General features: G+C 68.0%; 18 protein-coding genes. 10 read left to right on the top strand and 8 right to left on the bottom strand.

Annotated features, from left to right (window positions below; genetic code table 11):
* Nucleotides 1–37 precede the first annotated feature (37 nt).
* The 5 genes from A5752_RS16300 to ribD are packed head-to-tail and all read left to right on the top strand — an operon-like array spanning nt 38 to nt 4,595.
* The gene (locus A5752_RS16300) at nt 38–574 is read left to right on the top strand and encodes a LemA family protein (RefSeq protein ID WP_067087591.1); all 537 of its coding nucleotides are present in this window, start codon (nt 38–40) and stop codon (nt 572–574) included.
* A 41-nt stretch (nt 575–615) separates the two neighbouring features.
* Nucleotides 616–1,545 carry a methionyl-tRNA formyltransferase gene (gene fmt / locus A5752_RS16305; RefSeq protein WP_067087594.1) on the top strand — a complete coding sequence of 310 codons (930 nt, stop codon included), beginning with the start codon at nt 616–618 and terminating at the stop codon, nt 1,543–1,545.
* The gene (locus A5752_RS16310) at nt 1,542–2,915 is read left to right on the top strand and encodes an RsmB/NOP family class I SAM-dependent RNA methyltransferase (protein ID WP_067087596.1); all 1,374 of its coding nucleotides are present in this window, start codon (nt 1,542–1,544) and stop codon (nt 2,913–2,915) included. The genes fmt and A5752_RS16310 overlap by 4 nt, the downstream gene beginning before the upstream one ends.
* A 4-nt stretch (nt 2,916–2,919) precedes the next feature.
* A complete protein-coding gene (rpe, locus tag A5752_RS16315; protein ID WP_067087598.1) occupies nt 2,920–3,597 on the top strand; it encodes a ribulose-phosphate 3-epimerase in 678 nt (225 codons plus the stop codon).
* Entirely contained in the window at nt 3,594–4,595 is a 1,002-nt protein-coding gene (ribD, locus tag A5752_RS16320) for a bifunctional diaminohydroxyphosphoribosylaminopyrimidine deaminase/5-amino-6-(5-phosphoribosylamino)uracil reductase RibD (RefSeq protein WP_067087600.1), read from the top strand. The genes rpe and ribD overlap by 4 nt, the downstream gene beginning before the upstream one ends.
* Here the strand turns inward: ribD and A5752_RS16325 are convergent.
* From A5752_RS16325 to A5752_RS16335, 3 genes are read right to left on the bottom strand one after another with little or no spacing between them, the layout of a single operon-like run.
* Entirely contained in the window at nt 4,582–5,595 is a 1,014-nt protein-coding gene (locus A5752_RS16325; RefSeq protein WP_067087602.1) for an ABC transporter ATP-binding protein, read from the bottom strand. The genes ribD and A5752_RS16325 overlap by 14 nt on opposite strands.
* A 3-nt stretch (nt 5,596–5,598) precedes the next feature.
* A complete protein-coding gene (locus A5752_RS16330; RefSeq protein WP_067087604.1) occupies nt 5,599–6,648 on the bottom strand; it encodes an ABC transporter permease in 1,050 nt (349 codons plus the stop codon).
* A 47-nt stretch (nt 6,649–6,695) separates the two neighbouring features.
* Nucleotides 6,696–7,250, bottom strand: coding sequence for a type 1 glutamine amidotransferase domain-containing protein (locus A5752_RS16335; protein WP_197500646.1), 555 nt, complete (start codon nt 7,248–7,250; stop codon nt 6,696–6,698).
* A gap of 170 nt (nt 7,251–7,420) precedes the next feature.
* Between A5752_RS16335 and A5752_RS27780 the strand changes: the two genes are divergently transcribed.
* Nucleotides 7,421–7,582 carry a hypothetical protein gene (locus A5752_RS27780; protein WP_197500647.1) on the top strand — a complete coding sequence of 54 codons (162 nt, stop codon included), beginning with the start codon at nt 7,421–7,423 and terminating at the stop codon, nt 7,580–7,582.
* Here A5752_RS27780 and A5752_RS16340 read toward each other — a convergent pair.
* Both A5752_RS16340 and A5752_RS16345 read right to left on the bottom strand, forming a co-directional pair.
* On the bottom strand, nt 7,579–9,165 hold the full coding sequence (locus tag A5752_RS16340; protein WP_067087633.1) for an MFS transporter: 1,587 nt from the start codon (nt 9,163–9,165) through the stop codon (nt 7,579–7,581). The genes A5752_RS27780 and A5752_RS16340 overlap by 4 nt on opposite strands.
* A complete protein-coding gene (locus A5752_RS16345) occupies nt 9,165–9,866 on the bottom strand; it encodes an LppX_LprAFG lipoprotein (RefSeq protein ID WP_067087636.1) in 702 nt (233 codons plus the stop codon). The genes A5752_RS16340 and A5752_RS16345 overlap by 1 nt, the downstream gene beginning before the upstream one ends.
* Nucleotides 9,867–10,051: 185 nt before the next feature.
* Here A5752_RS16345 and A5752_RS16350 point away from each other — a divergent pair, with 185 nt between their 5' ends.
* Entirely contained in the window at nt 10,052–10,651 is a 600-nt protein-coding gene (locus A5752_RS16350) for a riboflavin synthase (protein WP_067087605.1), read from the top strand.
* Nucleotides 10,652–10,683: 32 nt separating this feature from the next.
* On the opposite strand, the gene A5752_RS16355 is transcribed toward A5752_RS16350, so the two are convergent.
* Nucleotides 10,684–10,998, bottom strand: coding sequence for a hypothetical protein (locus A5752_RS16355; RefSeq protein WP_067087607.1), 315 nt, complete (start codon nt 10,996–10,998; stop codon nt 10,684–10,686).
* A 174-nt stretch (nt 10,999–11,172) separates the two neighbouring features.
* Here A5752_RS16355 and A5752_RS16360 point away from each other — a divergent pair, with 174 nt between their 5' ends.
* From A5752_RS16360 to A5752_RS16370, 3 genes are read left to right on the top strand one after another with little or no spacing between them, the layout of a single operon-like run.
* The gene (locus A5752_RS16360) at nt 11,173–12,492 is read left to right on the top strand and encodes a bifunctional 3,4-dihydroxy-2-butanone-4-phosphate synthase/GTP cyclohydrolase II (RefSeq protein ID WP_067087638.1); all 1,320 of its coding nucleotides are present in this window, start codon (nt 11,173–11,175) and stop codon (nt 12,490–12,492) included.
* A complete protein-coding gene (ribH, locus tag A5752_RS16365; protein WP_067087609.1) occupies nt 12,489–12,968 on the top strand; it encodes a 6,7-dimethyl-8-ribityllumazine synthase in 480 nt (159 codons plus the stop codon). Before A5752_RS16360 ends, ribH begins: the two co-directional genes overlap by 4 nt.
* Entirely contained in the window at nt 12,965–13,414 is a 450-nt protein-coding gene (locus tag A5752_RS16370; protein ID WP_067087611.1) for a PH domain-containing protein, read from the top strand. Before ribH ends, A5752_RS16370 begins: the two co-directional genes overlap by 4 nt.
* Here the strand turns inward: A5752_RS16370 and A5752_RS16375 are convergent.
* The gene (locus A5752_RS16375; RefSeq protein ID WP_067087613.1) at nt 13,401–13,868 is read right to left on the bottom strand and encodes a GNAT family N-acetyltransferase; all 468 of its coding nucleotides are present in this window, start codon (nt 13,866–13,868) and stop codon (nt 13,401–13,403) included. The two genes, A5752_RS16370 and A5752_RS16375, sit on opposite strands and share 14 nt — an antisense overlap.
* Nucleotides 13,865–15,832: a gamma-glutamyltransferase family protein gene (locus A5752_RS16380; RefSeq protein WP_197500649.1), complete on the bottom strand. Its 1,968-nt coding sequence runs from the start codon at nt 15,830–15,832 to the stop codon at nt 13,865–13,867. Before A5752_RS16380 ends, A5752_RS16375 begins: the two co-directional genes overlap by 4 nt.
* Nucleotide 15,833 lies beyond the last annotated feature (1 nt).

The following is a 15,833-nucleotide window of genomic DNA, read 5'->3' on the forward strand; positions in this document are numbered from 1 at the left end:
GATGTGTATAAGAGACAGGCGGAGGAGGAGGCGGCTCATGGTGACGTTGCTACTGGTGATCGCGCTGCTGCTGGCGGTGTTGGCGTTCATCGTGTTCGTGTTGGGCTACAACAAGTTGCGCTCGGCCGACGTGCGGGTCGCCGAGGCCCTCAGCGGCATCGATGTGGAACTCACGCGTCGGGCGTCGCTGATCCCGAGCCTCGTGCACACCGTGCAGACCTTCGCCGCGCACGAGAAGGGCATCCTCGACCACGTCACCAATGCCCGTGCCGCGCTGGCCTCCGCCACCACCGGCAAGTCGGTGGCGCAGCGCAGCGCGGCCGAGAAGGAACTCGACACCGCGCTGGCGCCGCTGTTGGCGCTCGGCCAGCAGTACCCACAGCTCAACTCGTCGAACAACTTCCTGAACCTGCAGGAGAACCTAACGGACAGCGAGAACAAGCTGGCATTCGCGCGGCAGTACTACAACGACGCGGTCGCGACCCTGAACCGGTCGCTCACCACGATCCCGTGGATGTTCGTCGCCCCGCTGACCGGTGTGTCCGAGCGCGAGTACTACCAGACCCCGCGCTGAGCGCTCCGAGACGGCGCGAGCGTCGTCTCTAGACTGACCCGGTGCGCATCGTCTTCGCCGGCACCCCGGAACCCGCCCTGCCGCCGCTGCGCCGACTCATCGAATCGCCACGTCACGACGTCATCGCGGTGCTGACCCGCCCCGACGCGGCGGCGGGCCGGCGCGGTAAGCCGGCACCGTCCCCGGTCGCACGGCTGGCGCTCGAGCACGACATCCCGGTGCTGCGGCCGTCGAAGCCGAACTCCGACGAGTTCGTCGCCGAACTGACCGAGCTGGCACCGGAATGCTGCGCGGTGGTCGCCTACGGCGCGCTGCTGCGCGAGCCACTCCTCGCGGTGCCCGAGCGCGGCTGGGTGAACCTGCATTTCTCCGTGCTGCCCGCCTGGCGTGGGGCGGCCCCGGTGCAGGCCGCGATCGCCGCGGGCGACACCGTGACCGGTGCGACGACGTTCCTCATCGAACCCGCGCTCGACTCCGGTCCCGTCTACGGCGTCGTCACCGAGACCATCCGGCCGACCGACACCGCCGGTGATCTGCTTGAGCGACTGTCGATCTCGGGGGCCGAGCTGTTGAGCCACACGCTCGACGGCATCGCCGACGGCACCCTGACCGCGGTGCCGCAACCCTCGGAGGGGGTGACCATCGCCCCGAAGATCACCGTCGACGAGGCCAGGGTGCGATGGGACCTACCCGCGCACGTCGTCGAGCGACGGATCCGTGCGGTCACACCGAATCCCGGCGCCTGGACGATGATCGGCGACCTGAGGGTCAAACTCGGCCCCGTCACCGTCGAGGAAGAGGCCGTACCCCTGCAGCCCGGCGCGATTCGCGCCGCCCGCGACGGGGTGCACATCGGTACCGCATCGGCCCCCGTGCGTCTCGGTCTCATCCAGCCACCCGGCAAGAAGGCGATGAACGCGGCCGACTGGGCCCGCGGCGCCCGGCTCGACGACACGGTGCGAGCCGAATGACGCGGCCGCACAACCGTCGACCACAACGGCGCAAGCCGCTCGACCCGGCGCGCCGCGCCGCGTTCGACGTGCTACGCGCGGTCTCGGAGAAGGACGCATACGCCAATCTCGCGCTGCCGCCGATCCTGCGCGATCGCGGTATCAGCGGCCGCGACGCGGCCTTCGCCACCGAACTCGCCTACGGCGCCTGCCGGACCAGGGGCCTGCTGGACGCGGTCATCGCCGCCGCCGCGGGCCGTCCGACGGACAGGATCGACCCCGTCCTGCTCGACCTGCTGCGGCTCGGCGCCTACCAACTGTTGCGTACGCGGGTCGAACAACATGCCGCGGTGTCCACCACCGTCGAGCAGGCCGGCATCGAATTCGACACGGCCCGTGCGGGTTTCGTCAACGGTGTGCTGCGCACGATCGCATCCCGCGACGAACAGGCCTGGATCGCGGAACTGGCGCCGGACGCGGCTTCCGATCCGGTCGGGCATGCGGCGTTCGTGCACGCACACCCGCGGTGGATCGCTCAGGCCTTCGCCGATGCGCTCGGCGCCGACGCCGGTCAGCTCGATGCGCTGCTGGCCAGCGACGACGCCCGGCCCGCGGTCCACCTCGCCGCCCGTCCCGGGGCGCTGACCGCCGCCGACCTGGCCGCGCAGGTCGACGGCAGCGTCGGCCGGTATTCGCCGTACGCGGTGTATCTCACGGGAGGCGACCCTGGCCGACTGCAGGCCGTGCGCGACGGCGCCGCGCTGGTCCAGGACGAGGGCAGCCAACTCGTGGCGCGGGCACTGACCCTGGCCGAGGTCGACGGCGCCGACGGCGGGCGATGGCTGGATTTGTGTTCCGGCCCCGGCGGGAAGACCGCGCTGCTGGCCGCACTCGCCCCGGACGGTGCCCGGGTCACCGCGGTCGAACCCGCACCCGCGCGCGCCGACCTCGTCGAGCAGAACACCCGCGGCCTGCCGGTCGACGTGCTGCGCGTCGACGGCCGCGACCCGGGCATCGAGCCGGGTTTCGACCGCGTCCTGGTGGACGCCCCGTGCACCGGCCTCGGGGCGCTGCGACGCAGGCCGGAGGCGCGCTGGCGACGCAAGCCGAACGATGTGCCGCCGCTGGCCAAACTGCAACGCGAACTCCTCGCCTCGGCGATCCGGCTGACGCGGCCGGGCGGCGTGGTGCTCTACGCCACCTGTTCGCCGCATCTCGCCGAGACGGTCGGCGTCATCTCGGACGCGCTGCGCCGGCACCCCGTGACGGCCGTGGACACCCGACCGCTCTTCGCGCCCGTCGACGGTCTCGGCGACGGGCCGCACGTTCAGTTGTGGCCGCACCGCCACGGCACCGATGCGATGTTCGCCGCCGCGCTCAAAGTAGGGTAGGCCCATGGCTGGACCCCTGATCGCGCCGTCGATCCTGGCTGCCGACTTCGCCAGACTCGCCGAGGAGGCCGAGGCGGTGCGGGGTGCGGACTGGCTGCACGTCGACGTGATGGACAACCACTTCGTCCCGAACCTGACGATCGGTCAGCCGGTTGTCGAGTCGCTGCTGAAGGTGACCGACATCCCGATGGACTGCCACCTCATGATCGAGAACCCCGACCGGTGGGCGCCGCCGTATGCCGAGGCGGGCGCGTACAACGTGACCTTTCACGCCGAGGCCACCGACAACCCGATCGGCGTCGCCCGCGACATCCGGGCGGCGGGGGCCAAGGCAGGCCTCTCGGTCAAGCCCGGCACCCCGTTGGAGCCGTACCTGGAGATCCTGCCGGAGTTCGACACGCTGCTGATCATGTCGGTGCAGCCGGGCTTCGGCGGCCAGAAGTTCATTCCGGAAGTGCTGGTCAAGGTCGGCACCGCTCGGCGACTCGTGGACGCGGGCGAGTTGACGATCGTGGTCGAGATCGACGGCGGCATCAACGCCGACACCATCGAGCAGGCGGCCGAGGCGGGCGTGGACTGCTTCGTCGCGGGATCGGCCGTCTACAGCGCGGAGGATCCGGCCGCGGCGGTGGAGTCGTTGCGCAGGCAGGCCGCCGCGGCGTCCAAGCATCTGCGGGCATGAACCTCGAAGCCGCGATGCGGCTGGCGATGCAACAGGCCGAGAAGGTCAAGGGCACGACATACCCCAATCCACCAGTCGGAGCGGTGATCCTGGACCGCGACGGCGAGGTGGCCGGCGTGGGCGCGACGGAACCCCCCGGCGGTCCGCACGCCGAGGTGCTCGCGATGCGCAGGGCGGGTGAACGTGCCGCGGGCGGCACCGCCGTCGTCACGCTCGAACCGTGCAACCATCACGGCAGGACGCCGCCGTGCGTGGACGCGCTTGTCGCCGCGGGTGTTTCGGCGGTCGCCTACGCGGTCGCCGATCCCAACCCGATCGCCGCGGGAGGTGCCGCGCGCCTCGCCGAGACCGGAGTCGCCGTGACCGCCGGAGTGCTCGCCGACGCGGTAGCCGGGGGCCCACTTCGCGAGTGGCTGCACAAACAGCGCACCGGATCTCCGCATGTGACATGGAAATTCGCGACGAGCGTGGACGGCCGCAGCGCGGCCGCGGACGGCAGCAGCCAGTGGATCACCAGCGAAGCCGCCCGCGCGGACGTGCATCGCAGGCGCGCGGTTGCCGACGCGATCGTGGTGGGCACCGGGACCGTCTTCGTCGACGATCCTGCGCTGACGGCCCGCCTTCCCGACGGCACGCTGGCCGAGCGTCAGCCGTTGCGCGTCGTCGTCGGTGAGCGTGAGATCTCGCAGGAGGCACGGGTTCTCAACGACGACTCGCGCACGATGGTGATCCGCACCCACGATCCCCACGAGGTGATCAAGGCACTGTCGGATCGGACCGATGTGCTGCTCGAGGGCGGCCCGACGCTGGCGGGCGCCTTCCTGCGCGCCGGCGTGATCGACCGGATCCTCGCCTACGTCGCGCCCATCCTGCTCGGCGGTCCGATCACCGCGGTGGACGACGTGGGCGTGTTGAGCATCGCGCACGCGCAGCGATGGCGTTTCGACGGGATCGAGCCGATCGGTCCCGACGTTCTGCTGAGCCTCATTCCTGCGTAGATTCGTCTGATTCGCCGCTCAGCGGGCGGTGCTCGATTAGGTCGCGAACTCCCGCCATCCCCAGGCGTTCCCGGAACGCCTGCACGGTGTGGCCCACGACGGTCGCATCGGTGCGGGCGCGAGCGGTGGCCGACCGGGGCAGGTGAAACAGCGGCCCGATCTCCCCGAAATAGTCGCCCTTGCCGGCGGACTTCAGCAATTCCTCACCACCGCCGGGCAGTTCGCGAACGATCTCGATCTCGCCGTCGTCCACGGTGTAGATGAGGTCACCCATCGTGCCCTGTTCGAAGAGCACCTGACCGGCCTCCAATTCCACCGTCTCTGGCGGACGGTCGGCGGAGGCGAAGTTGGGCACCATCTCGACGACGCGGTCGGCCAGCGGAAGGATTCGGCTGTCGTGAGTGGCGACGACGACCATCCGGGTGCCGGAGGCGAGTTCGCGAATCAGCTTGAGCACCTCCTCGACCTGGATGAAATCCAGGTGCGCGGTGGGCTCGTCGGCCAGGATCAGCGGGGGATCGAGCGCGATGGCGCGGGCCACCGCCACGCGCTGCTGCTGTCCGCCGCTGAGGTCGCCCGGCCGGTGGTCCAGGCGGTCCTCCAGACCCACGCGGGCCAGGAGCTGTTCGGCGCGTTTGCGAGAAGCGCGGCGCGACATACCCGATGCGCGCAACGGCACCATCACGTTCTCCACCGCGGTGAGGCTGGGCACCAGGTTGAAAGCCTGGAACACGAAGCCCACCGTCTCGCGTCGATAGATCGCAAGCTCCTTGGCGCTCAGCGACGTCACGTCGACATCGCCGAACTTGATTGCGCCCGCGTTGGGTTGGAGGATCCCGCCGAGACACGACAACAGCGTGGTCTTCCCGCATCCGCTGGGGCCCATCAGGATCACCAACGATCCCGCAGGCACATCGAGGTCCAGGCCGTCGATCGGGCGGACGGTGTGTCCGCCGCTGGTGTATTCGACCACGAGGTTCTGGATCGACAGATCGCCCATCGGTCAGGGTCCCCCGAAAGCCAGTGCGGGATCGACGGATACCGCGCGGCGCAATCCAGCCGCGCTGGCGATGAGGCCGATCACCACCGCGACCACCGGCAGTGCGACGAAAGCCGTTGTGGGGATGATCACCTGCATCGGGAAGAGTGGTCCGAGCAACAACGAGAGCCCGGCCCCGACCAGCGCGGCCGCCAGCGCCACGATCACCGCCTGCAGGGCGAGCCCGGCCATCACCGAACGAGTCGGCACACCAATCGCCTTGAAAACGGCGAAGTCCCGCAGCCGCTCCAACGCCGACAGATAGACCACCGACCCCACGATCAGCGCCGCGACGATCCACAGCAGGACCGCGACGATCGTGATCGAATTGACCGCCACTTTCAGCGGTCGCAGCAGATCGGCGATGGCGCCGGCGCGATCGACCGCCCGATATCCGTTCGGCACGCGCTCCAGCGCACCGCGCACACCGATGGAGGCGACCAGTGGCTCACCGCCGTACACCAACTCCTGCGCACCCTCTGTGGTGAGAAACACATTGGGCAGGTTGGCCAATGCGGTCGAGTTCTCCACCAGGCCGACGATCCGCAGGCGCTGCGAGGCGATCTCGACCTCGTCGCCGAGGCCGCGGCCCAGCGTCGTCGACACCGCGACCTCGCCCGGGACCGTGGGCGCACGACCTTCGATGACCGGCGGCATCCCCGGTCCGCGCTCGGGCGCGCCGAAGATGTCGACGTTGCGGGTATCCCCGTCGAGCGTCGCGGTGCCGCCGGCATAGGCCAGGGGAGCGGCGACGTCGACGCCGGGAGCCGCGGCAATGCGGCGCAATTCCACCGGCGCGAACGGTGTGGCGCCGACGAACGGACCGGATGCGCCCGCCTTGACGATGAACTGGTCCACACCGAGTGAGTCGACCGTGCGTCTGGCCTCGGTCTGGAAACCGTTGGCCAGGCCCGTGAGCGCCAGCGTCATCCCGAAAATGATCGCCGTGGACAGCACCGCGATGGCGAAACGTCGCCTTCGCCACTGCATGTCGCGCAGCGCGGCGATGAGCATGTCGGCGACGTTACCCCGGCGACGTCGGTCGGCGCTTCGGGTTTCGGCTACTTCGCGAAAGCACTGACCAACGTGTTACAGAATGCGGGCAGGTCATCCGGCTTACGGCTGGACACCAAAGTGTTTGGCCCACGCGAGCATTCGACGACCTCGTCGTCGACCCAATTGGCACCGGCGTTCACCAGATCGGTCTTCACGCTGGGCCACGACGTGATGGTGCGTCCCCGCACCACGTCGGCCTCGATGAGCGTCCACGGCCCGTGGCAGATCACCGCGACCGGTTTTCCCGCATCGAAGAAGCTCTTCGCGAACGCGACCGCGTCGCCGTTCATCCGCAGATTGTCGGGGTTGGCGACGCCGCCGGGCAGCACCAGCGCGGCGTAGTCGGACGCCGACGCGGAGTCGGCGGACTTCTCGGCGTCGAAGGTGTCGGCCGGGGTCAAGTGGTTGAACGCCTGGATCTTGCCGACCTCCGTCGAGACCAGTTCGGGGGTGCCACCGGCCTGCTCGACGGCCTTCCACGGCTCGGTCAGCTCGACCTGCTCCACACCTTCGGGGGCGACCAGAAACGCAATCTTCTTGCCATTCAGTGAACTTGCCATCAGCTTTCTCCGTTGAGGTAGGTGTGATGCCCCGCATACCCCGCGCGTCTAGGAGTCAATCAGCGCGATTACCTCGGTACACTCGTACCAGAGTGGGCCCCGACGGGCCCGCCGCAATCGCGCCTTCACCGACGATTTGCGCGCTGGTGAGCACGAACAAAGGACGACCCATGACTGCACTGCAGGACTGGCTTACTCATCGCCCGATGCATCCTCGGACCCTCAAGGCGTTCATCTGCGACGCCTTCAGGATCCCGACCTCACAACCCACCGAACAGGACGCCCGGCCGGCCGAGCCCGCGCTGCTTCAGCCCGGCCTCGAGCGCTGCTAGGCGCCCTCGACGGGATCCGGGCTCGCGGCCTCCTCCAACTCCGCCGGTTCGTCGGCGTGCTCCTGCTTGCCACCGATGAGTAGGCCCAGGAGCGCGCCGACGACGCAGACCACAACCGTGACCAGGAAGATGTCGCCGTACTGCAGGACATAGGCCTCGCGGTACCGGTTCGCTTCGGCCGCCACGCGTTCGGCCAGGGTGTTGGCCGGCGGAAACGGCAGGCTTTGAAGGTGCTGGTTGAGGCGGTACAGGCCCCAAGCGGTCAACCCGGCCAGCCCGATCAGCATCCCGACCATGCGTGCGACCACGACGGCCGCTGAAGCGATCCCGTGCTGGGCGGCCGGTACGACGCGGAGGGCGGCGGAGGTGAGGGGGCCGATCACGAGGCCGAGGCCCAAGCCGGCGATGGCCAGGTCCGTGTCGAGCACGGGCAGCTGCACAAAGCCGAGGTCGTGATGGGTGGTGAGCACATCGGCGTGCCAGTGAGACACAAGCCAGTACCCTCCAGCGGCAATCATGAGCCCGATGAAGGTCACCGCGCGGTCGCCGACGCGCGTTGCGAGCCACCCGCCGATCACGGCGCCGATCGGCAGGGCGATCAAGAAGCGCAGCAGCAGAAGGACGGCCTCCGTCTGATTCTTGGCGAGGACCCCCTGGCCGAACAGTTCGATATTGACGAGCGTCACCATCAGCGCAGCGCCCGCGCACAGCGATGCTCCAAGTGCTGCCAGGAATGGTCGGAAATGCACGCCTGCCGGTTCGATGAGCCGTGTGCGGGCGAATCGCTCCCAAATGAAGAACAAGATCAGGGCAATAGCCGCGCCTATTAGAACGGGCAGTCCATAGCTCGGCAGAATCTTGCGGCCGTCGGGCGCGGGGTTGTAAAGACCGATCACCGTCAAGCCGAGCGCAATGGCCAGCAGAATGCCGCCGACCACATCGACCCGCTCCGGGATCTCGGGTTTCAGGCGCCCGGGCAGGCTGAAGTGGATCAGCAACATCGCGATCGCAGCTAAGGGGACATTGATCCAGAACACATCGCGCCACGTGCTCAGGGCCGCGACAACGACGATGCCGTACAGCGGCCCCAGGACACTGCCCAACTCCTGCGCAGCACCTATGCCGCCCAGAACCGACGCCCGGCTGCGGCTGGCCCATAGATCGGCCGCGAGCGCCAATGTGACCGGCAGGAGAGCACCGCTGGCGACACCCTGGATCGAGCGCCCGATCACCATGGGAACCAGGTCGTTGGACAGCGCGGTGATGACCGACCCGACGGCGAACCCGGTCAGACTCAGTTGAAGGATGAACTTGCGCCCGAACCGATCGGAAGCTCGGCCTAGCAGCGGCATTGCGGCGATATAACCCAACAGGTAACAGGTGATGATCGGGGTCACCCGTTGGATCTGATTCACCGGAATACTGAGATCGGTGATGATGTCGCTGATGATCGCGACGACGACGTAGGTGTCGAGCGCTCCAAGCAACACCGCTAGGCTGCCTGCGCTGATCGCGATTCGACGATTCGACGGCGTAGGCGTGTTTTCCCTGCTGGTGTCGGTAGCTCGTGCTGAAACAGACATCAGGCCGCCGGCGGCTTGGTGACCGTCACCGGCTTGCCCCACTCCGACATCGTGATGGTGATGCTGGTGTCCGAACTGGTTTGCAGCTTGACCTGGGACAACTTATGGTCGCCTTCCTCGGCGATCCACGCGGTGCCTGGCACCGGACCCGTCGCACCGATCTGTGGGGCGATCTTGTTCACAGCGTCAGCGCTGACGTTTCCGGTGATGCGGACGGTCTCTGTGCCGTTGATCGTCTCGCGGTCCTCGGCCTTCGGGTCAGAGAAATTAGCGAGGACATTGGCGAGGCCAGTCTCCGGGTTGAGTATCAGCGACGCGTCATACACATCGGCTGCAGGCCCGAAGTTCGACAACCCTGCGCCCGGAGTCAACGACGCGTAGAGGGTGCCATCGACCACCTTGAATTCCACCCCCTCAAGGCGTTGGCCCATCATCCGCAAATTGACCGTCCCTTGAGCGACGAATGTCGGGGCGTTGCTGAGATCGCCTTCGAGCATCTCGATCGGCAACTTCTCGGGTGGACCCTCCATTGCGAGCTTCATGTGCGCGCTCGTCTGGCTCTTGGTGGTTTGGCTGGACTGCTGGAGGAGCGTCGCGGCATCGGGGAGATCCTTCGCGGGCTCCTCGGACTTGGAGCACCCCGCGAAGAGAGCGACAGCGGCGGCAAAGGTGAACAAGATCATCACGAGGCGCTTGGGCATGACTTGCATCGTAGAGGGTGCAGATGCACCGTCGGCGCCGGCGGGGCGCGTTCACATGCCTATAAATGACTCCTAACCTCGGCATTTCCGAAGTTTCCGAGCAGCCATGACGGCGGTGTCGCGGTGAGACGTTTCCTCCGAAGCTGACACCTCACTCCATAAGTCGCACCCGATAGTCTGGCGGCGTGTTCACCGGAATCGTCGAAGAGGTCGGTGAGGTCGTCGGCAAGGAGGATCTCGGCGACTTCGCCCGGCTCGCCATCCGCGGCCCCCTCGTCACATCGGACGCCCGCCACGGCGACTCGATCGCGGTCAACGGTGTCTGCCTCACCGTCGTCGAGGCGCGCCCGGATGCGATCTTCACCACCGATGTGATCGGCGAGACATTGGACCGCTCCAGCCTCGGCCGCCTCGGGGTGGGCAGCAGCGTGAACCTCGAGCGGGCCGCGGCCGTCAACAGCCGCCTCGGCGGTCACATCGTCCAGGGACACGTCGACGGCACCGGTCACGTCATCGCGCGGACTCCGTCGGAGCGCTGGACGGTGGTGCGCATCGCGCTGCCGACCGCGCTGTCGCGGTACGTGGTCGAGAAGGGCTCCATCACCGTCGACGGAGTCTCGCTGACGGTGTCCGCGCTCGGACACGACTGGTTCGAGGTGTCGTTGATCCCGACGACGCTCGACCTCACCATCCTCGGCCGTGCCGAGGTCGGCACGCTGGTCAACCTCGAGGTGGACGTGATCGCCAAATACGTCGAGCGGCTCCTCTCACCCGAAAACGATTGAGCTGGAGCCGCATTGCGGCTCGCGCAACCCGCTCAGCGGAGCCGGAACTGCTGGATGAACGAGAAGAAGTCGCTGACCTGGTTTGGTGTCGGCACGAAATCGTCGAAGAACCGATCGACCGCGCCCATCTGCGCCGGCGGGGCCGCGTCGCGGGGCACGTACTGACGCCACATGCCTTCGAGCACCCCGACCGCCGGGATCACATCGGACGCACCGGTGGAGGGCCCGGGTGGGGCCGGATCGAACGGCTCGGCTGCCGCGGGAGCGGAGGCGAAGAAGAACCCGGAGGCGGCCACACCACACGCGGCGATCAGCAGCCTCGGGGCCGTGAGACGTGACGCTTTCATATGTGTCCTTCGAAATGACCGGGAAAATTAGCGTAGGCGTCAGGCGACGTCGCCGAGGAGTGAATACGAAAACACCGCTCGCCGGGCCAGGGCGCCGGCACCGACTACACCGGTATACCTCCAGGTCAGCGGACCGGCAATAAGTTTTGGGCCCTGGTGGTTCATACTGATGTGGTGACGAGGCTTGACACTGTTGAGCGCGCGGTGGCCGATATCGCCGCGGGCAAGGCCGTCGTCGTGATCGACGATGAGGATCGCGAGAACGAGGGCGACCTCATCTTCGCCGCCGAAAAAGCGACCCCCGAACTCGTCGCGTTCATGGTCCGCTACACCTCCGGTTATCTCTGTGTGCCGCTCGACGGGGCGATCTGCGACAAGCTCGGCCTGCTGCCGATGTACGCGGTCAACCAGGACAAGCACGGCACCGCCTACACCGTCACCGTCGACGCGAAAAACGGTGTGGGAACCGGTATCTCAGCTGCGGACCGCGCGACGACGATGCGCCTGCTGGCGGATCCGTCGAGCATCGCCGACGATTTCACCAAACCGGGGCACGTCGTGCCGCTGCGCGCGAAGGACGGTGGGGTGCTGCGCCGTCCGGGCCACACCGAGGCCGCGGTCGACCTGGCGCGACTCGCCGGGCTGCAGCCGGCCGGTGCGATCTGCGAGATCGTCAGCCAGAAAGACGAAGGCTCGATGGCGCAGACCGACGAGCTGCGCATCTTCGCCGACGAACACGACCTCGCGCTGATCTCGATCGCCGACCTGATCGAGTGGCGGCGCAAGCACGAGAAGCACATCGAGCGCATCGCCGAGGCCCGGATTCCGACCCGCCACGGCGAATTCCGCGCCGTCGGCTACACGAGCATCTACGACGATGTCGAGCACGTTGCGCTGGTCAAGGGTGACGTCGCGGGTCCGACCAGCGACGGCCATGACGTGCTGGTGCGCGTGCACTCCGAATGCCTCACCGGCGACGTGTTCGGTTCCCAGCGCTGCGACTGCGGACCCCAACTCGACGCGGCGATGGCGATGGTCGCCCGCGAAGGCCGCGGCATCGTGCTGTACATGCGCGGACATGAGGGTCGGGGCATCGGACTCATGCACAAGCTGCAGGCGTATCAACTTCAGGACGCCGGCGACGACACCGTCGACGCCAACCTCAAGCTCGGCCTGCCCGCCGACGCCCGCGACTACGGCATCGGCGCGCAGATCCTCGTCGATCTCGGTGTGCGGTCGATGCGTCTGCTGACCAACAACCCCGCCAAGCGCGTCGGGCTCGACGGCTACGGGCTGCACATCATCGAACGTGTGCCGCTGCCGGTGCGCGCCAACAAAGAGAACATCCGCTACCTGATGACCAAGCGCGACCGGATGGGCCACGACCTGAGCGGCCTCGACGATTACCACGAGGCGACCACCATGGCCGACTACGACGAGGGCGTGTACCTGCTCGGTGATCGCCGGCCGACCGATCTCGGCGGAGCCCTGTGAGCGGTACGGGCGTACCCGATCTCCCACACATCGACGGATCGGGACTCAAGCTTGCCGTCGTGGCCAGCACCTGGCACGAGACCATTTGCGATGCCCTGCTCGACGGCGCGCTCAAGGTCGCTGCGGATGCCGGCCTCGACAATCCCACGGTCGTGCGGGTGCTCGGTGCCATCGAGATTCCCGTCGTGGCACAGGCTTTGGCGGCCACTCATGACGCGGTTGTGGCGCTCGGTGTGGTGATCCGCGGTGAGACACCGCATTTCGACTACGTGTGCGACGCGGTGACCCAGGGTTTGACCCGGGTGTCGCTGGACGCGTCGACGCCGGTGGCCAATGGCGTGCTGACGACGAACACCGAACAGCAGGCCCTTGACCGGGCCGGCCTGCCGTCGTCGTCCGAAGACAAAGGCGCGCAGGCGGCGGCCGCGGCCCTGTCCACCGCGCTGACGTTGCGGAACCTGCGTTCGGGCTCATGACCGACTGGGACGTCGAGGTACGGCCTCACCTGGCACCGTATTTCGCTTACACCGCTGCAGCGCTGATCCTCATCGCACATGTCACGGTCGGCGCGCTGCTGAAGGTCGGCTCCACCGGCGTGATCTTCCGCACCGCCGACCAGGTGGCGATCGCGCTGCTCGGTGTCGTCATCGCCGCGGTGGTGTTGATGTTCGCGCGTCCCCGGCTGCGGGCGGGCGCATCGGGTGTAGCAGTGCGAAACCTGGTCGCCGACAAGGTGATTCCGTGGTCCGAGGTCGTCGACATCTCGTTCCCGCGGGGTGCGCGGTGGGCCCGTGTAGATCTGCCCGACGACGAGTACATCCCGATCATGGCGATTCAGGCCGTTGACAAGGACCGCGCGGTGGACGCGATGGACCGCGTACGCGGCGTGCTCGAGCACTACAAGGGCCTCAACTCACGCTGAGCGACATCGCCAGTTCGTCGGCGATGGACGTGGTTTGGTCCTCTGCGACCGTGAACCCGATGCTCTCGTACACCTGGCGCGCCGTCGCGTTGTCGGTCGCCACGCGCAACCGGACGGTGTGAACGTTGCTGCTGCGTGCCCAGTCGAGCGCCGCCGCGACCAACTGCTTCGCCAACCCGCGCCCGCGCACCGCCGGTTCGAGCCACAGCGAGTACAGGTACACGGTCTCGGCGTTCTCCTGTTGTGCGCCGATCAGGCCGACTGGACGCTCGCCGAGCAGGGCGACGAACTGCGCGTGGTCGCGTAGCCGTCGGCGCCACTGCGCGGCGGTGAAGGCGGCCTCGTCGCGATAGCTCGGGTCTTTCTCGCCCAGCGAGTCGGCCAGCGCCCTCATCCGAACGGCGGCGAAAACCTGCCAGTCGGTTTCGCCCAGTCGGGCAATGCGTTCGGTCATCGGGTGTCGCCCATGACCAACCCTTCCCGGCGCGGCTCCGCGCCGCCGATGAGGCCCGGGCCGTCTCGGGTGATCGCCGACAGGCCGCTCGATTGGTCGGCCAGATCCACCTGGTGGCCGAGTTCGCGCAAGCCACGCACGAGCGGGTCAAGGTCTCCAGCCAATGCTGGTGGGCCGGATATGTCGATGATCGGATGCTCGCCGCCGACATTCGTCTTCGGCGTGTTGGCGGCACCGAAGTCGACCATCGACACCGCCTGCTGCGGGTCGAGCCCCCAATCCAGCATCCCCACAGTTGTTTTCGCCACGAACTGGATGATCACCGCGCCACCGGGCGAACCGAGCACCGCGTACAGGTCGCCACGTTGTCCACCCTGCGCCTGATCGAAGATCAGCGTCGGCGCCATCGTGCTGCGGGGCCGCTTTCCGGGCTGGACGCGGTTGGCGACGGGCGTTCCGTCGGGGCCGGTGGGTTCGGCCGAGAAGTCGGTGAGCTGGTTGTTGAGGATGAACCCGTCGACCATGTGGAACGAGCCGAACGCGGATTCCACCGTGGTGGTCAACGACGCGGCGTTGCCCTGCGAGTCGACGATGCTGACCTGGCTGGTGCCGTGTTCGGGAACCGGCGGCGCCGGACTGGTCGGCGGTCCGAACTCGCCGGGCTTGGCGGTGCCCATACTGTGCTGTTCGGAGATCAGCGCGGCGCGCCCGGCGAGGTAGTCGCTGCCGAGCAGCGTCTCGGGGGAACCGCCGGGCAGCGGAACGAAATCGGTGTCGGCAACGTACTTGTCGCGGTCGGCGTACGCCAGCCGTTCCGCCTCGGAGATCAGGTGCACGCCCATGACGGAGGGCCGACCGCCGTTGCGATCGATATCGGTGGGCTTGTGATCTGCCATCGGGAAGTGTTCGAGGATGCCGAGCGTGGCCAGGACCGCGATGCCGCCGGACGACGGTGGCGGCATCCCGCACACCTCCCGGCCGCGGTACGGCGCACACAGCGGTTCACGTTTCTTGGCCGTATAGCCGGCGAGGTCCTCGGCGGTCATCAGGCTGGGTGTGCGCCCGCCGGAGCCGTCGGTCGCCGCCGCGACGATGTCGCGGGCGATCGCGCCGGTGTAGAACGACTGGGGGTCGGTTGCGATGACGCCCAACGTTTTCGAGTACGCCGGGTTGGTCAGTCGGGTGCCCTCCGGTTTCGGGCTGCCGCCGGATTCGAGGAAGTATTCGGCGGCTTCGCGGTCGAGCTTGAGCTCAGGTGCCGCGTCCTCGATGGCCGCCGCGAGCCGGGCGCTGATGTCGAAGCCGTCGTCGGCCAGCCGGACGGCGGGGGCGAACAGGTCGCGCCAGCCCGTCTTGCCGTGCTCGGCGTGGACGTCGGTCAGCATCCGCAGGATGCCCGGTACGCCGATCGAGCGCCCGGAGGCCCTGGCGTCCGGCTTGGGTTCCGTGCGGTCGGCATCGGAGACCCAGCGCAGATAGTTCTCGGTCGCGGCGGCCGGCGCGACCTCACGCCCGTCGTACGCCTGGACGCTTCCGGACGCCGCGTCGAAGTAGAGCAGGAAGCCTCCGCCGCCAAGGCCGGAAGCCTGCGGCTCGACGAGGCCGAGCACGGCTTGCGCGGTGACGAGCGCGTCCGCCGCCGTGCCGCCGTCGCGCAGCACTTCGCACGCGGCCTGGGTGGCCAACGGATTTGCGGTGGCGACGGAGAAGCTGCTGGTGCGCACCGGCGTCATGTCGCTGCGGTACCCCGTGGCCACCTCGGGGTTGGTGGAGATGTCCCTGGAGGTGGGAGGGGAACCGGGGGAGGCTGCGGCGGTGGTCTTGACCACCGGGGTGCCGTTCTCGACGATCGCGCACGGTCCCGAGGCCTCGGGTTCGGTGCGCTCGTCTGCGGAGCATCCGGCCAACACCAGCACCAACCCGGTCAGCGGGGCCATCACCCTCGTCACAGAGGAGATCCGCATC

Source organism: Mycobacterium sp. 852002-51961_SCH5331710, assembly GCF_001665535.1.
Taxonomy (GTDB): domain Bacteria; phylum Actinomycetota; class Actinomycetes; order Mycobacteriales; family Mycobacteriaceae; genus Mycobacterium.

What these genes read in the sequence shown, in the direction of transcription:
- A5752_RS16335 (WP_197500646.1), bottom strand. Translation starts at nt 7,250, where the DNA reads ATGGCAAGTTCACTGAATGGCAAGAAGATTGCGTTTCTGGTCGCCCCC.
- A5752_RS16380 (WP_197500649.1), bottom strand. Translation starts at nt 15,832, where the DNA reads ATGCGGATCTCCTCTGTGACGAGGGTGATGGCCCCGCTGACCGGGTTG.
- A5752_RS16330 (WP_067087604.1), bottom strand. Translation starts at nt 6,648, where the DNA reads ATGCTCATCGCCGCGCTGCGCGACATGCAGTGGCGAAGGCGACGTTTC.
- A5752_RS16345 (WP_067087636.1), bottom strand. Translation starts at nt 9,866, where the DNA reads ATGCCCAAGCGCCTCGTGATGATCTTGTTCACCTTTGCCGCCGCTGTC.
- A5752_RS16300 (WP_067087591.1), top strand. Translation starts at nt 38, where the DNA reads ATGGTGACGTTGCTACTGGTGATCGCGCTGCTGCTGGCGGTGTTGGCG.
- A5752_RS16310 (WP_067087596.1), top strand. Translation starts at nt 1,542, where the DNA reads ATGACGCGGCCGCACAACCGTCGACCACAACGGCGCAAGCCGCTCGAC.
- A5752_RS16340 (WP_067087633.1), bottom strand. Translation starts at nt 9,165, where the DNA reads ATGTCTGTTTCAGCACGAGCTACCGACACCAGCAGGGAAAACACGCCT.
- rpe (WP_067087598.1), top strand. Translation starts at nt 2,920, where the DNA reads ATGGCTGGACCCCTGATCGCGCCGTCGATCCTGGCTGCCGACTTCGCC.
- A5752_RS27780 (WP_197500647.1), top strand. Translation starts at nt 7,421, where the DNA reads ATGACTGCACTGCAGGACTGGCTTACTCATCGCCCGATGCATCCTCGG.
- A5752_RS16325 (WP_067087602.1), bottom strand. Translation starts at nt 5,595, where the DNA reads ATGGGCGATCTGTCGATCCAGAACCTCGTGGTCGAATACACCAGCGGC.
- A5752_RS16375 (WP_067087613.1), bottom strand. Translation starts at nt 13,868, where the DNA reads ATGACCGAACGCATTGCCCGACTGGGCGAAACCGACTGGCAGGTTTTC.
- A5752_RS16355 (WP_067087607.1), bottom strand. Translation starts at nt 10,998, where the DNA reads ATGAAAGCGTCACGTCTCACGGCCCCGAGGCTGCTGATCGCCGCGTGT.
- A5752_RS16370 (WP_067087611.1), top strand. Translation starts at nt 12,965, where the DNA reads ATGACCGACTGGGACGTCGAGGTACGGCCTCACCTGGCACCGTATTTC.
- ribD (WP_067087600.1), top strand. Translation starts at nt 3,594, where the DNA reads ATGAACCTCGAAGCCGCGATGCGGCTGGCGATGCAACAGGCCGAGAAG.